This window comes from Paraburkholderia atlantica (assembly GCF_000092885.1).
Lineage (GTDB): Bacteria > Pseudomonadota > Gammaproteobacteria > Burkholderiales > Burkholderiaceae > Paraburkholderia > Paraburkholderia atlantica.
The window spans coordinates 803,545-818,190 of the sequence record NC_014117.1 but is presented as its reverse complement, the minus strand read 5'-3'; the positions used below and the strand labels follow the sequence as shown (position 1 = coordinate 818,190).

Here is a 14,646-nt window from a genome sequence, read left to right as displayed (position 1 = left end):
GCACCTGCAGTGCCCGATCAGCGCGGCGGCCTTTCAGGATATCGACGGAGACTCATGCATACCGACTCAAGCTTCACCTTCGTTCTGTTCGGCGGCACCGGCGATCTGTCGATGCGCAAGATCCTGCCCGCGCTGTTCGAAGCACACCGCGCGGGCGGCATGCTTGCCGACGACGGCAAGATCGTCGCGGTCGCGCGGCACATCGCGGATCGCGGCGAGTACCTGCAGTGGGTCGACGGGCACGTCAAGCCGCATGTGTCGAAAAACGGCCTCGACGAAGCCGCGTGGACGAGCTTCCTCGCGCGCATCGAGTTCGTGAAGATCGATCTCGGCAATCCGGATGACTTCGCGCAACTTCGCGACGCGATCCAGGACATGCCCGGCATCCGCGTGTTCTATCTGGCGACCGGTCCGTCGCTGTTCGTGCCGATCTGCCATGCGCTCGCCGCGGTGGGTCTGAACCACAACGCGCGCATCGTGCTCGAGAAGCCGCTCGGCTACGATTTGAAATCGTCGAATGCGATCAATGACGCGGTCGGCGAAATTTTCGCGGAAGAGCAGATCTACCGGATCGACCATTACCTCGGTAAGGAGCCGGTGCAGAACCTGCTCGCGCTGCGCTTCGGCAATGCGCTGTTCGAGCCGCTGTGGCGCCGCGAGTGGGTCGAGAGCATCCAGATCACGATCGCCGAGGAACTCGGTGTCGAAGCGCGCGGCGATTTCTACGACAATACTGGCGCGCTGCGCGACATGGTGCAGAACCACCTGCTGCAGCTGCTGTCGATCGTCGCGATGGAGCCGCCTCACTCGATGGACTCCGACTCGGTCCGCGACGAAAAGCTGCGCGTGCTGCGCGCGCTAAAACCGGTCGATTCGCAGGACATCGGCAAGGTCGCGGTGCGCGGCCAGTATCATTCGGGCGTGATCCGCGGCAACACGGTGCCGGCCTACGCGACCGAGCACGGTGTGAAGCCGGACAGCTCGACCGAGACCTTCGTCGCGCTGAAGGTCGAGATCGAGAACTGGCGCTGGGCCGGCGTGCCGTTTTTCCTGCGCACCGGCAAGCGGCTCGCCGATCGCGTCGCCGAGATCGTCGTGAATTTTCGCGCTGTGCCGCATTCGGCGCTTGGCGCATCGGCGCTGCGCGCGGGCGCGAACCGCCTCGTGATCCGTCTGCAGCCGAACGAGACGATTCGGCTGTACTGTCTCGCGAAGCAGCCCGGCGAGGGGATGAACCTCGCGAGCGTGTACCTCGATCTCGCGTTCGACCGGTTCTTCCGCGAAGGCCAGATGGAGGCGTATCAGCGGCTGCTGCTCGACGTGATTCACGGGCGCCTCGCGCTGTTCGTGCGGCGCGACGAACAGGAAGCCGCATGGCGCTGGGTCGAGCCGATCCTGAACGAATGGAAAGCCTCGACCAAGCCGCCCAAGCCGTACGCGGCGGGCACGTGGGGACCGGCCGCGGCGAGCGCGATGCTCGCCCAGCACGGCACCTGCTGGCTCGAAGAAGAGAATTGAGTTTGATGAATTGACGGACGGCGCCGCGCGCGATGAACATCTCGGCGCGCGGCGCCGGCAACACCACCGACGAACTGAACGGAGTCGCGCCGGTATCGCGTCAGGCGTCTGCGGGCCACCCCGCCTTGCAGGCATCGCGCGACAGCAGTCAGGCTGATTCCGCGGATCCAACAAGAATGCAGCACGGAGGAGAAGTGATCGAGCTTCACGCTTTCGACGACCAACGCGCCCAATCCGACGCGCTGGCGAAAGCGGTGGGCGATGCGTTACATGCGTCGCTTGCCGCACAGGCGGCCGGCACCGGCACGTCAGCCCCGCTCGCGCGCCCGGCCATGCTGGCCGTGTCCGGCGGCAGCAGCCCGCGTCCGTTTCTGCAAACGTTGTCGACGCAGACATTCGACTGGCCCCGCATCGCGATCACGCTGGTCGACGACCGCTGGGTGCCGGAGACCGATAGCGCGAGCAACGCGCAGCTCGCGCGCGCCACGTTGCTGCAGAACGCCGCGCAACACGCGGCCTTCTGGCCGCTCGTCGACACCAGCCAGGATCTGCACTCGCACGTCGCCGCGCTGAACGCGGACGCGCGCTTCGCCACGGCGCCCGACGTCGCGGTGCTGGGCATGGGCGAAGACGGCCACACCGCGTCGATCTTCGCCGACGCGCCCGAATGGGATCACGCGATCACCACGACCGAGCGTTTCGTCGCCGTGCATCCGGGCGCGGCGCCGCACGCGCGCGTGAGCTGGTCGCTGTCCGCACTGAAGGACGTCAAGCACCTGTTTCTGCTGATCGCAGGACCGCGCAAGATGGACGTGCTCAACGCCGCATCCGCTGCGCTACAAAAAAATGCCATCTCGCAACTGGCAAACGACAAGGGAGTGAGACTCGATGTCTACTGGTGTGCAAACTAAAGCTGTGCCGGGCGCGGCCCAGCACGCCGATGGACCGAGGCTGCTGGCCGACATCGGCGGTACCAATGCGCGTTTCGCGCTCGAGACGGGCCCCGGCGAAATCGGCTCGGTGCAGGTCTATCCCTGCGCCGAGTATCCGAGCGTCGCCGACGTCATCAAGAAGTACCTGAAGGACACGAAGATCGGCCGCGTCAATCACGCGGCGATCGCGATTGCGAACCCGGTCGACGGCGACCAGGTCAGCATGACCAATCACGACTGGACCTTTTCGATCGAAGCGACGCGCCGCACGCTCGGCTTCGACACGCTGCTCGTCGTCAACGACTTCACCGCGCTCGCGATGGCGCTGCCCGGCCTCACCGACACGCAGCGCGTGCAGGTCGGCGGCGGCCAGCGCCGGCCGAACAGCGTGATCGGCCTGCTCGGCCCCGGCACCGGCATGGGCGTCTCGGGCCTGATCCCCGCCGACGACCGCTGGATCGCGCTCGGCAGCGAAGGCGGCCACGCCACCTTCGCGCCCGCCGACGAGCGCGAAGAGATCGTGCTGCACTACGCGCGCAAGAAGTGGTCGCACGTTTCGTTCGAACGGGTGGCCGCGGGCCCGGGCCTCGAGGTGATCTATCGCGCGCTCGCGGGCCGCGACAAGAAACGCGTGCCGGCCAGCGTCAACCCGGCCGATGTGGTCAAGCGCGCGCACGAAGGCGAGCCGCTCGCGGCCGAATCGGTCGACGTGTTCTGCGGCATTCTCGGCACCTTCGCCGGCAACATCGCGGTGACGCTCGGCGCGCTCGGCGGCATCTATATCGGCGGCGGTGTCGTGCCGCGTCTCGGCGAGTTGTTCGCGCGTTCGTCGTTCCGCCAGCGCTTCGAGGCGAAGGGCCGCTTCGAGGCGTATCTGCAGAATGTGCCGACCTATGTGATCACCGCCGAATACCCGGCGTTCCTCGGCGTATCGGCGATTCTCGCGGAGCAGCTGTCGAACCGCGCGGGCGGCAGCTCGTCGGCGGTGTTCGAGCGGATTCGCCAGATGCGCGACGCGCTGACGCCGGCCGAGCGCCGCGTCGCCGATCTCGCGCTGAACCATCCGCGTTCGATCATCAACGATCCGATCGTCGACATCGCGCGCAAGGCCGACGTCAGTCAGCCGACCGTGATCCGCTTCTGCCGCTCGCTCGGCTGCCAGGGGTTGTCGGATTTCAAGCTGAAGCTCGCGACCGGTTTGACCGGCACGATTCCGGTCAGCCACAGCCAGGTGCATCTCGGGGACACCGCGACCGACTTCGGCGCGAAGGTGCTCGACAACACCGTGTCGGCGATCCTGCAGTTGCGCGAGCATCTGAACTTCGAGCACGTGGAACGCGCGATCGACCTGCTGAACGGAGCACGGCGCATCGAGTTCTACGGGCTCGGCAATTCGAACATCGTCGCGCAGGACGCGCACTACAAGTTCTTCCGTTTCGGTATTCCGACCATCGCGTACGGTGACCTGTACATGCAGGCAGCCTCGGCCGCGCTGCTCGGCAAGGGCGACGTGATCGTCGCGGTGTCGAAGTCGGGGCGCGCGCCCGAGCTGCTGCGCGTGCTCGACGTCGCGATGCAGGCCGGCGCGCAGGTGATCGCGATCACCTCGAGCAACACGCCGCTCGCGAAGCGCGCGACGGTCGCGCTGGAAACCGATCACATCGAGATTCGCGAGTCGCAGCTGTCGATGATCTCGCGCATCCTGCACCTCGTGATGATCGACATTCTCGCGGTCGGTGTGGCGATTCGTCGCGCGGTGCCGAGCGATGAAGTGGCCGAGACCGTCGAGAAAGCGCGCGAAGGCGCCGACGACGACGCGACTGCCGTACTCGACTGGCTGAGCCACGGCGCGGCTTCGTCGGCGCGCGACTGAGGTTAAGTTAGCCGCTGTCCCGCTCCGCTTGCGGTGAACGAACCCGCGGCGTGTGCATCGTCCGTGATGCGCACGCCGCGGGTTTTCTGTTTCTGTTCGGGCCACACGAAAAGCGATCGATAATAGGCGCTCTATCGCTTCAGACGAACCGCGCGTCCATGATCATTCGCCCGCATCTCCACTGGTTCCGCATGCTGCTCGCGTGGCGCGGCTCGGTGCTGCCGCAGTTGCTGCCGCGGCTCTTGCTGATCTTCGTCATCTCGATCATTGCGCTCGCCGCGCACGATCATCTGCTGCCTGTCAGCCTGAACCTGAACTCCATCGCGCCGTTCTCGCTGGTCGGCATTGCGCTCGCGGTGTTTCTCGGCTTTCGCAACAACGCGAGCTACGACCGCTGGTGGGAGGCGCGCAAGCTGTGGGGGCAATTGCTCAACGAGTCGCGCTCGCTGACGCGCCAGGCTCTGACGCTGCCATCGCGCGAGTTGCCCAAAGAAGAAACCGCCGCGTTTCTGGCGATACTGAGCGCGCTCCCGCATGCGCTGCGTCATCAGTTGCGCAAGACCGAAGCCCGCGACGACCTTGCCGCGCGGCTGCCCGGCGCTCTGTTCGAACGGGTGATGGGATCACGCTACAAGCCGGCCGCGCTGATGCTGTGCCTCGGCGAGTGGGTGCAGCGCGCGGCACGCGCGGGCACTCTCGATCCGATCACGGTGCTCGCGTTCGACCGCAATCTGAACGGACTATCGGACGTGATCGGCGGCTGTGAGCGCATCGCTTCGACGCCGTTGCCGTTCGCGTATTCGGTGATGATCCACCGCACCGTGTACTTCTTCTGCGCGTCGCTGCCGTTCGGGCTCGTCAACAGCATCGGCATTTTCACGCCGGTGTTCGCGGTGTTCGTCGCGTACACGTTCATGGCGCACGAAGCGATCGCGTCGCAGCTCGAAGAACCGTTCGGCACCGACGACAACGACCTCGCGCTCAACACGATGTCCGCGATCATCGAGGATGCGATGCGCGATCTGCGCGGCGAGCCGGCACTCGCGGCGCCGCAGCCGCGCGCAGACGGTGTTCAATGGGATTGAAGCTGCGGCAAGACGCGCCGCTCGGCGGCCGTCAGTGGTTGCCGGCCGTTTCGGAGAGCCGTTTGATCGTCGCGACGCGCGCGCCGATGATGTCGATACGTCCGCGCTCGTCGACGAGCGGCGTCGATGCGGTCAGATACGCATTCCACGCGCGTTGTGCGTGCACCAGCGTCGGCCGCGACTTCGCCGGCATCTTCGATTCGAGCACACGGTAGTAGCGGTTCAGATCGAACATCGCATGTTCGCAACGCGCATCGGCGTTGCACGCGCGCGGCCGGCGCGGCGCCGGACCGCTCGCATCGGCGAGTGCGCTGCGCAGCACGAGCGCACGGTCGCGCACCGGCTGCAGCTGCATGTCGGCTTCGGAAAGCACGTACATCGAACCCTGGGTCGTCGCGAAGACGGCGGCGAGCAACTGTTTCTCGGCATCGCGCGACGCGAGCCAGCTCGACTGGCTCTTCTCCCACAGCCTGCGCCGCGCCGGCGGCACCTTCGCGAGCAACTGCTGGTACGCGTTATCGACCGCGGCCATCCAGCCGATGCGCGCATTGTCCATGCACTGCACCTGCCCGATGGTCGTCGACATGTCGGCGCGCGCGAGACACGTGCGCATCGCCGCATCGATCGGATCGGCGGCGGCGACCTCGGCACGCGCCGCCGGACTCACGACGGCGCCGAGCACCAGTGTGCCGGCCGCGAGCGCGAAGGCCAGCACGCCGGCCCCGCGCCGCCAACGCCCAGCGGGCAGCCCCGTCAGCAACTTCACCCACCCCATCGTCAGATGCGCACGCAATCGACGAAGTATTCGATGCGCCCGTTGACCATTTCGCCGACGAGCCCGTGGATATCCGTATGGAAGCCCGGGAAGCGCTCGTTGAACTCGCGCGCGAAACGCAGATAGTTGACGATGGTCTTGTTGAAGCGCTCGCCCGGAATCAGCAGCGGAATGCCCGGCGGATACGGCGTCAACAGGATCGACGTGACACGGCCTTCGAGCTCGTCGATCGGTACCCGGTCGATCTCGCGGTGCGCGAGCTTCGCGAATGCGTCGGACGGCTTCATCGCCGGCTCCATGCTCGACAGGTACATCTCGGTCGTCAGACGGGCGATGTCGTTCGCGCGATACACGCCGTGGATCTGCTGGCACAGATCGCGCAGGCCGACACGCTCGTACATCGGATGAAGCGCGACGAACTCGGGCAGCACACGCCACAGCGGCTGGTTGGTGTCGTAGTCGTCCTTGAACTGCTGCAGCTCGGTCACCATCGAGTTCCAGCGGCCCTTCGTGATGCCGATCGTGAACATGATGAAGAACGAGTACAGACCCGTCTTCTCGACGATGATGCCGTGCTCGGCCAGGTACTTCGTGACGATCGCCGCGGGAATGCCGGTGTCGTCGAAGCCGCCATCCATGTTCAGACCCGGCGTGACGATCGTCGCCTTGATCGGGTCGAGCATGTTGAAGCCTTCGGCGAGCGGGCCGAAGCCGTGCCACGCGTCGTCCGGACGCAGCATCCAGTCGTCGCGCGAGCCGATGCCTTCCTCGGCGAACTGGTCCGGGCCCCACACCTTGAAGAACCAGTCGTCGCCGTATTCGGTGTCGACCTTGGTCATCGCGCGGCGGAAGTCGAGCGCCTCGGCGATCGACTCCTCGACGAGCGCGGTGCCGCCCGGCGCTTCCATCATCGCCGCGGCCACGTCGCACGACGCGATGATCGCGTACTGCGGGCTCGTCGACGTATGCATCAGATAGGCCTCGTTGAAGCGATGCTTGTCGAAGCGGCTGTTCTTCGAATCCTGCACGACGATCTGCGACGCCTGCGAGATGCCGGCGAGCAGCTTGTGCGTGGAGTGCGTCGCGTAGATCATCGCGCCGATGCGCGGACGGCCCGCGCCGATCGCGTGCATGTCCTGATAGAACTCGTGGAATTCGGCGTGCGGCAGCCATGCTTCGTCGAAGTGCAGCGTGTCGAGCCATTCGCCCAACATCTCCTTGATCATCTCGACGTTGTAGACCACGCCGTCATAGGTGCTTTGCGTGATGGTCAGGATGCGTGGCTTCAGGTTCGGGTTCTTCGCGAGCGCTTCGCGCGCGAACGGGTTCGCCTCGATCTTCTTGCGGATGTTCTCCGGTTCGAACTCGCTGCGCGGGATCGGACCGATGATGCCGAAGTTGTTGCGGGTCGGCGTCAGGAACACCGGGATCGCGCCGGTCATCGTGATCGCGTGCAGGATCGACTTGTGGCAGTTGCGGTCGACCAGCACGATGTCGCCCGGCGCAACCGTGCCGTGCCAGACGATCTTGTTCGACGTGGAGGTGCCGTTGGTCACGAAGAACACGTGATCGGCGCTGAAGATGCGCGCGGCGTTGCGCTCCGAGGCCGCGACCGGACCGGTGTGGTCGAGCAGCTGGCCGAGTTCGTCGACCGCGTTGCAGACGTCGGCGCGCAGCATGTTCTCGCCGAAGAACTGGTGGAACATCTGGCCGAGCGGGCTCTTCAGGAACGCGACGCCGCCCGAGTGGCCCGGGCAGTGCCACGAGTACGAACCCTCTTCCGCGTACTGCACCAGTTCCTTGAAGAACGGCGGTGCGAGCGAATCCAGGTACACCTTCGCCTCGCGGATGATATGACGCGCGACGAACTCCGGCGTGTCCTCGAACATGTGGATGAAGCCGTGCAGTTCGCGCAGGATGTCGTTCGGCAGATGGCGCGAGGTGCGCGTCTCGCCGTACAGGAAGATCGGGATATCGGCGTTGCGGCGGCGCACTTCGGTCACGAACGCGCGCAGCGCGACGATCGCGGCCGCAAGCTCGGGTGTCTCGCCTTCGACGACCACGTTGTCGACGTACGGCAGCAGTTCGTCGTCGTCGATCGACAGGATGAAGCATGACGCGCGGCTCGACTGCTGCGCGAACGAGGTCAGATCGCCGTAGCTCGTCAACCCGAGCACTTCCGCGCCTTCTTTCTCGATGGCTTCGGCCAAAGCCCGGATGCCGGAACCCGAGATGTTCTCGGAGCGGAAATCTTCGTCGATGATGACGACGGGAAAACGGAACTTCATGGGCGATTCTCCAAAAAGAAAACGACCGCTGCGTTACGTAGAAAGCGCAGCGGTCACCCGAATAACTGGTGGGTCGAAACGCTGCCGACGTCAGGTCTTCGGCAACGTGACGCCGTGCTGACCTTGATACTTGCCGCCGCGATCCGCGTACGACGTTTCACAAATCTCGTCGCTTTCGAAAAACAGCACCTGGGCGACGCCTTCGTTCGCGTAGATTTTCGCAGGCAAAGGTGTCGTATTCGAGAATTCGAGCGTGACGTGCCCTTCCCATTCCGGCTCGAACGGCGTCACGTTGACGATGATCCCGCAGCGCGCGTACGTCGATTTGCCGAGGCACACCGTGAGGACGCTGCGCGGGATGCGGAAGTACTCGACCGTGCGCGCGAGCGCGAACGAATTCGGCGGGATGATGCAGACGTCGCCCTTGAAATCGACGAACGACTTCTCGTCGAAGTTCTTCGGATCGACGATCGTCGAGTTGATGTTGGTGAAGATCTTGAATTCGTCGGCGCAGCGGATGTCGTAGCCGTAGCTCGAGGTGCCGTAGCTGACAATCTTCCGGCCGTCTTGTGAGACGCGAACCTGATCGGGCGCAAACGGCTCGATCATCTTGTGCGACTCGGCCATGCGCCGGATCCACTTGTCAGATTTGATGGTCATAGGTGAACGCTGCTCGACGTGAATGTCAGGTGTGACGGAAAGATAGATGAAAACTGCCGGCGGCGCTGCGGCGCTCAGCCGGCGAAGGCCGCTTATTTTACGCGATCACGGAATCGCTGCCGCCGATGGCGTCATGCGCGCCACCGAGCGGTGGCCTGGCGGCGAAAGCGCGCTCGCCGTTCACTGCTGGCGGATCACGCCGCAGGCGATGGCCGTGCCAGCGCCATGCTGACGGTACGCGTAGGGATCGGTCGCGTCGCGGTGCAGCAAGACCGCGCGCTGCAGCACCGAGCGGATGCCGTCGAGCGCCACGTCCGGCGCGACGATGAAGCCGGTGGCCACGCCGTTCGCGTCCGCATGGATATTGCCGAGATCGCCCTCGACGCGCGCGCCGGCCTTGAGCCGTTCGGCGGCCGGCGAAAACACTGGACCGGCGCTGGAGCCGTCGGCGGCGTTGCAGTCGCCGCGCTCGTGCACCTGCAGCGCGTGGTCGCTATTGGGCGGCAAGCCGGTGAGATTGTAGGTGACCTGGACGCCGTCCGAGCGCTCGATAAAGGTCACGAGACCGTGTGCCTGATTGCCCACGGTGGGCAGCAATTGCGCGTCCGCGCGCTTTTCCTGTGGTCTCAGGAAGACGCCACAGCCGCTCAACAGCACACAGCCGGCGGTCAGAACGATGAACGCATGTACCGCGTGCCCGTCGATTCGTTTTCCCATGCGATCCTCTTGTCGGCCTGGCGGCCGCCCCTGCGGCCGCCGAGCCGAACTCGTGAAGTCGACATGATACCGCGAGAGCTCGTGAAAATAGGGATCGAGATCGCCCCTAATCCCTTGCCCGAACGGCCGCTCAGGTGTTCTGCACGACGATGTTCGGAAACTTCGAGCTCATGTCGCGCGCGCGTTCGGCGATATGCACCGCGACCTTGCGCGCGATCGAACGATAGATCTCCGCGATGCGCCCGTTCGGGTCCGCGGCGACCGTCGGATGGCCCGAGTCGGCCTGCTCGCGGATCGTGATGTCGAGCGGCAGGCTGCCGAGCACGTCGACGCCATATTCCTTGCTCATGCGCTCGGCGCCACCGGCGCCGAAGATGTGCTCCTCGTGGCCGCAATTCGAGCAGATGTGCAGACCCATGTTCTCGACGATGCCGAGGATCGGGATGCCGACCTTCTCGAACATCTTGAGGCCCTTCTTCGCGTCGAGCAGCGCGATGTCCTGCGGCGTCGTGACGATCACGGCGCCCGTGACCGGCACGCGCTGCGCGAGCGTCAGCTGTATGTCGCCGGTACCGGGCGGCATGTCGACGATCAGGTAGTCGAGTTCGTGCCAGTTGGTCTGGCGCAGCAGCTGTTCGAGCGCCGAGGTCGCCATCGGGCCACGCCATACCATCGGGTTGTCCGCCTCGATCAGGAAGCCGATCGAGTTGGCCTGCACGCCATGGCCGGTCATCGGGTTCATCGATTTGTCGTCGGGCGATTCGGGGCGGCCCTCGATGCCGAGCATGGTGGGCAGCGACGGGCCGTAGATGTCGGCGTCGAGAATGCCGACCGACGCGCCCTCGCTCGCCAGCGCGAGCGCGAGATTCACGGCGGTCGTGCTCTTGCCGACGCCGCCCTTGCCCGACGCAACCGCGACGATGTTCTTCACGCCGGGCAGCAGTTTCACGCCGCGCTGCACCGTGTGCGCGGCGATCTGCTGCGAAACCTCGACGCGCACGTTTGCGACGCCCGGCACCGCGCGCAGCGCATCGCCGAACTGCTGGCGGATCGCGTCGAACTGGCTTTTCGCCGGATAGCCGAGCGTGACCTGAAGGCTGACCGCGTCGCCCTCCACAACCACGTTGCGGATGCTCTTCGCGGCCGCGTACGGCGCGCCCGTGTTGGGGTCAGTGACGGCCGCGACGGCGGCGTCGACCAAAGCCCGATCGATACTCATTGGTACTCCGTGGGGAAGAGGTGCGGCGTGGCGAGGTGGACGAATCGACCACGCGGCGGAATTTGCAAGAAATTGTTATGCGGCATTGCGAAAATCTTACGTGCCGGGCACCCTTCGGGGCACGCGGGACGCCGTAGGGTCGCATCGCTGCGTGTTCAGGCATTATTGTAGTGTCTGACGGCACACGGTGCCCGAAGACCCTGCTTCGCTGTCGGACCGCGCGAAGCAAGGCGCAGGAATCGTTCCTGACTTTCTGAGTGGTCGCTGCGTTGCCGTAATGTTCGCTGCATAGACTGACCGCTACCCGCTGGTTTATTCGCACCCGAAAGGAAACCAAGATGAATGCAAGAATCATGACTCGCGTGGCCGTATTGGCCGTGGCAGGCTCACTGGTGGCAGGCTGCGCGACCCAACAGGGCACCAACACAGCAGTCGGCACCGGCGTGGGCGCCGGTGCCGGAGCCGCGCTCGGCGCGATCTTCGGCGGCGGCAAGGGCGCGGCGATCGGCGCGGCCACCGGTGCCGCAGTGGGCGGCATCACCGGCTACAACTGGGACAACATCCGCAACCGCATGTCGGGCGCGACCAAGGGCACCGGCACGCAGATCACCGAGCAGCCGGACGGTTCGCTGAAGCTGAACATCCCGAGTTCGGTCACGTTCGACACCAGCAGCTACGCGATCAAGCCGACGTTTGCGCCGGTGCTCGATCAGCTCGCGCAGACACTGCAGCAGAATCCGGAAGTCGTCGCGTCGGTCGTCGGCCATACGGACAACACCGGCTCTCTGCAATACAACCAGACGCTGTCGGTCAACCGCGCGCAGAGCGTGACCGGCTACCTGACGCAACGCGGTATCGCACCGCAGCGCCTGTCGGCCACCGGCATGGGCCCGAACCAGCCGATCGCCGACAACAACACCGAAGCCGGCCGTGCGGCGAACCGCCGCGTCGAAATCTATCTGCGCGCCACCGCCCAGCACGCGACGCAATAAGGGCAAGTCCCAAGGAGAAAGCGCCGCCGGGCCGGCCGGGCGTTTCAGCCGCACGGGCCCGGCTGGCGGTCGGAGCGAGCCGCCGGACCGGTTTGTCGGTGAATCGAAAAAAATTTCGAACTCTACGGAAAATCCGCGGTCTGTCTCTACGGTACGTGACTGGCGAAGCCGTCACGTCACCATTCTCCTCTTGTCGTTGTTGCTCCGGGGTTTATCGACCCCGGTTTTTTTTTGCCCGCACGGTTTTGCATCCCGCTTCGCGAGACGTCGCTTCCCGCTTTCAGCCATCGCTCGCGACCATCCCCTCTGCTCCGCTCGTCCAGCCCGCAGCGCCCGGCCCGCGTGCGGCGTGCGCCCTGCTAAAATCACCGTTTCGTCCCACCGCAGGCACCCCCGATCCTTATGTCAGCACCCGCCACCGACCTCCCAGCAGGCGCGCCGTCCGGCCGCCGTCAGATTCTCGTCACGTCGGCCCTTCCATATGCGAACGGGCAGATTCATATCGGCCATCTGGTCGAATATATCCAGACGGACATCTGGGTCCGGGCGCTGCGAATGCACGGCCACGAGGTCTACTACGTCGGCGCCGACGATACACACGGCACGCCGGTCATGCTGCGCGCGGAAAAAGAAGGTCTGACGCCGAAGCAGCTGATCGATCGCGTGTGGCTGGAGCACAAGCGCGACTTCGACAGCTTCGGCATTTCGTTCGACAACTACTACTCGACCGATTCCGACGAAAACCGTGTACTCAGCGAAAACGTCTATCTCGCGCTGAAGGAAGCGGGGCTGATCGACGCACGCGAGATCGAACAGGCCTACGACCCGGTCAAGGAAATGTTCCTGCCGGACCGCTTCATCAAGGGCGAGTGCCCGAAATGCGGCGCCAAAGACCAATACGGCGACAGCTGTGAAGTCTGCGGCTCGACCTACCAGCCCACCGAGCTCGTCAATCCGTACTCGGTCGTCTCGGGCGCGACGCCGATTCGCAAGACTTCGACGCACTACTTCTTCCGCCTGTCCGATCCGCGCTGCGAGAGCTTCCTGCGTGAATGGGTCGGCGGCCTCGCGCAGCCGGAAGCCACCAACAAGATGCGCGAATGGCTTGGCGACGCCGGCGAAGCCAAGCTCGCCGACTGGGACATCTCGCGCGACGCGCCGTACTTCGGTTTCGAGATTCCGGGGGCGCCCGGCAAATATTTCTACGTGTGGCTCGACGCGCCGGTCGGTTACTACGCGAGCTTCAAGAACCTCGCGGAAAAGCGCGGCCTCGACTTCGACGCGTGGGTTCGCCAGGGCTCGGCGGCCGAGCAGTACCACTTCATCGGCAAGGACATCCTGTATTTCCACACGCTGTTCTGGCCCGCCATGCTCGAATTTTCGGGCCATCGCACGCCGACCAACGTGTTCGCGCACGGCTTTCTGACCGTCGACGGCGCGAAGATGTCGAAGTCGCGCGGCACCTTCATCACCGCGCAAAGCGTGATCGACACCGGCCTGAATCCGGAATGGCTGCGCTACTACTTCGCGGCCAAGCTGAACAGCACTATGGAAGACCTCGACCTGAACCTCGACGACTTCCAGGCGCGCGTGAACAGCGATCTGGTCGGCAAGTACGTGAACATTGCCAGCCGCGCGGCCGGCTTCCTGATCAAGCGCTTCGACGGCCGTGTGCAGGACAGCGCGATGCACCATCCGCTGCTCGGCACGCTGCGCGCGGCGCTGCCGCAGATCGCCGCGCACTACGAGGCACGCGAGTACAGCCGCGCACTGCGTCAAACCATGGAGCTCGCCGACGCGGTCAACGCCTACGTCGATACCGCGAAGCCGTGGGATCAGGCGAAAGACCCGGCCAACGCGGTCGCGCTGCACGAGACCTGCAGCGTCAGCATCGAGGCGTTCCGTCTGCTGTCGCTCGCGCTGAAGCCGGTGCTGCCGAAGCTCGCCGAAGCGGTCGAGGCGTTCCTCGGCATCGAGCCGCTCGTGTGGGCCGACGCCACCGTGCCGCTCAGCTCGGCGCGCCCGATCAACGCGTACAAGCATCTGATGACGCGCGTCGACCCGAAGCAGATCGAGGCGCTGCTCGCGGCCAATCGCGAGTCGCTGCAGGCCACGCCGGAAGCGGCGGCGGCCGACGCGAAGGCTAAGGCGAAGGCCCACGCCAAGGCCGCCGCCGCCGCGAAGGAAGAAGAGTCCGGCATCATCTCGATCGACGACTTCGCGAAAGTCGATCTGCGCATCGCGAAGATCGTCGACTGCAAGGCCGTGGAAGGCTCGGACAAGCTGCTGCAACTGACGCTCGACGTCGGCGAAGAGAAGACCCGCAACGTGTTCTCGGGCATCAAGTCCGCGTATCAGCCCGAGCAGCTGATCGGCAAGCTGACCGTGATGGTCGCGAACCTCGCGCCGCGCAAGATGAAGTTCGGCATGTCCGAAGGCATGGTGCTGGCGGCTTCGGCGGCGGACGAGAAGGCCGAACCGGGCCTCTACGTGCTCGAACCGCATAGCGGCGCAAAGCCCGGCATGCGCGTGAAGTAACGCGAGGCGCGTTCGGGCGCCCCACCCCACCTCGCAGCAGGCAGGTATG

The 14,646-nt window shown here is 65.2% G+C and carries 11 protein-coding genes; 6 read left to right on the top strand and 5 right to left on the bottom strand.

Going from position 1 to position 14,646, the window contains the following annotated elements; genetic code table 11:
- The first annotated feature begins 54 nt into the window (after positions 1 to 54).
- The 4 genes from zwf (at position 55) to BC1002_RS03645 (ending at position 5,408) form a co-directional block, all read left to right on the top strand.
- Complete coding sequence (gene zwf / locus BC1002_RS03660; RefSeq protein ID WP_013088729.1) at positions 55 to 1,518, top strand: glucose-6-phosphate dehydrogenase; 1,464 nt, start codon at positions 55 to 57, stop codon at positions 1,516 to 1,518.
- 194 nt (positions 1,519 to 1,712) lie between these two features.
- Positions 1,713 to 2,429 carry a 6-phosphogluconolactonase gene (gene pgl / locus BC1002_RS03655; RefSeq protein WP_041734570.1) on the top strand — a complete coding sequence of 239 codons (717 nt, stop codon included), beginning with the start codon at positions 1,713 to 1,715 and terminating at the stop codon, positions 2,427 to 2,429.
- Complete coding sequence (locus BC1002_RS03650; RefSeq protein ID WP_013088727.1) at positions 2,407 to 4,323, top strand: bifunctional transcriptional regulator/glucokinase; 1,917 nt, start codon at positions 2,407 to 2,409, stop codon at positions 4,321 to 4,323. Before pgl ends, BC1002_RS03650 begins: the two co-directional genes overlap by 23 nt.
- Positions 4,324 to 4,481: 158 nt before the next feature.
- Positions 4,482 to 5,408, top strand: a complete 927-nt coding sequence (locus tag BC1002_RS03645; protein ID WP_013088726.1) for a bestrophin family protein — start codon at positions 4,482 to 4,484, stop codon at positions 5,406 to 5,408.
- A 31-nt stretch (positions 5,409 to 5,439) separates the two neighbouring features.
- On the opposite strand, the gene BC1002_RS03640 is transcribed toward BC1002_RS03645, so the two are convergent.
- The 5 genes from BC1002_RS03640 to apbC form a co-directional block, all read right to left on the bottom strand.
- The gene (locus tag BC1002_RS03640) at positions 5,440 to 6,183 is read right to left on the bottom strand and encodes a lysozyme inhibitor LprI family protein (RefSeq protein WP_013088725.1); all 744 of its coding nucleotides are present in this window, start codon (positions 6,181 to 6,183) and stop codon (positions 5,440 to 5,442) included.
- Between the two features lie 2 nt (positions 6,184 to 6,185).
- The gene (locus BC1002_RS03635) at positions 6,186 to 8,471 is read right to left on the bottom strand and encodes an arginine/lysine/ornithine decarboxylase (protein WP_013088724.1); all 2,286 of its coding nucleotides are present in this window, start codon (positions 8,469 to 8,471) and stop codon (positions 6,186 to 6,188) included.
- 90 nt (positions 8,472 to 8,561) lie between these two features.
- Positions 8,562 to 9,131, bottom strand: coding sequence for a dCTP deaminase (dcd, locus tag BC1002_RS03630; RefSeq protein ID WP_013088723.1), 570 nt, complete (start codon positions 9,129 to 9,131; stop codon positions 8,562 to 8,564).
- Between the two features lie 180 nt (positions 9,132 to 9,311).
- On the bottom strand, positions 9,312 to 9,848 hold the full coding sequence (locus BC1002_RS03625) for a superoxide dismutase family protein (protein WP_013088722.1): 537 nt from the start codon (positions 9,846 to 9,848) through the stop codon (positions 9,312 to 9,314).
- 130 nt (positions 9,849 to 9,978) lie between these two features.
- On the bottom strand, positions 9,979 to 11,067 hold the full coding sequence (gene apbC, locus BC1002_RS03620; protein WP_013088721.1) for an iron-sulfur cluster carrier protein ApbC: 1,089 nt from the start codon (positions 11,065 to 11,067) through the stop codon (positions 9,979 to 9,981).
- A gap of 338 nt (positions 11,068 to 11,405) precedes the next feature.
- Between apbC and BC1002_RS03615 the strand changes: the two genes are divergently transcribed.
- Positions 11,406 to 12,059: a YiaD family glycine zipper/OmpA-like lipoprotein gene (locus BC1002_RS03615; protein ID WP_013088720.1), complete on the top strand. Its 654-nt coding sequence runs from the start codon at positions 11,406 to 11,408 to the stop codon at positions 12,057 to 12,059.
- 402 nt (positions 12,060 to 12,461) lie between these two features.
- A complete protein-coding gene (metG, locus tag BC1002_RS03610; protein WP_013088719.1) occupies positions 12,462 to 14,597 on the top strand; it encodes a methionine--tRNA ligase in 2,136 nt (711 codons plus the stop codon).
- Positions 14,598 to 14,646 lie beyond the last annotated feature (49 nt).

Excerpts from the sequence above, each read along its gene's own strand:
- BC1002_RS03650 (WP_013088727.1), top strand. The coding sequence starts at position 2,407 with ATGTCTACTGGTGTGCAAACTAAAGCTGTGCCGGGCGCGGCCCAGCAC.
- apbC (WP_013088721.1), bottom strand. The coding sequence starts at position 11,067 with ATGAGTATCGATCGGGCTTTGGTCGACGCCGCCGTCGCGGCCGTCACT.
- BC1002_RS03615 (WP_013088720.1), top strand. The coding sequence starts at position 11,406 with ATGAATGCAAGAATCATGACTCGCGTGGCCGTATTGGCCGTGGCAGGC.
- BC1002_RS03625 (WP_013088722.1), bottom strand. The coding sequence starts at position 9,848 with ATGGGAAAACGAATCGACGGGCACGCGGTACATGCGTTCATCGTTCTG.
- zwf (WP_013088729.1), top strand. The coding sequence starts at position 55 with ATGCATACCGACTCAAGCTTCACCTTCGTTCTGTTCGGCGGCACCGGC.
- BC1002_RS03640 (WP_013088725.1), bottom strand. The coding sequence starts at position 6,183 with ATGGGGTGGGTGAAGTTGCTGACGGGGCTGCCCGCTGGGCGTTGGCGG.
- dcd (WP_013088723.1), bottom strand. The coding sequence starts at position 9,131 with ATGACCATCAAATCTGACAAGTGGATCCGGCGCATGGCCGAGTCGCAC.
- BC1002_RS03645 (WP_013088726.1), top strand. The coding sequence starts at position 4,482 with ATGATCATTCGCCCGCATCTCCACTGGTTCCGCATGCTGCTCGCGTGG.
- BC1002_RS03635 (WP_013088724.1), bottom strand. The coding sequence starts at position 8,471 with ATGAAGTTCCGTTTTCCCGTCGTCATCATCGACGAAGATTTCCGCTCC.
- metG (WP_013088719.1), top strand. The coding sequence starts at position 12,462 with ATGTCAGCACCCGCCACCGACCTCCCAGCAGGCGCGCCGTCCGGCCGC.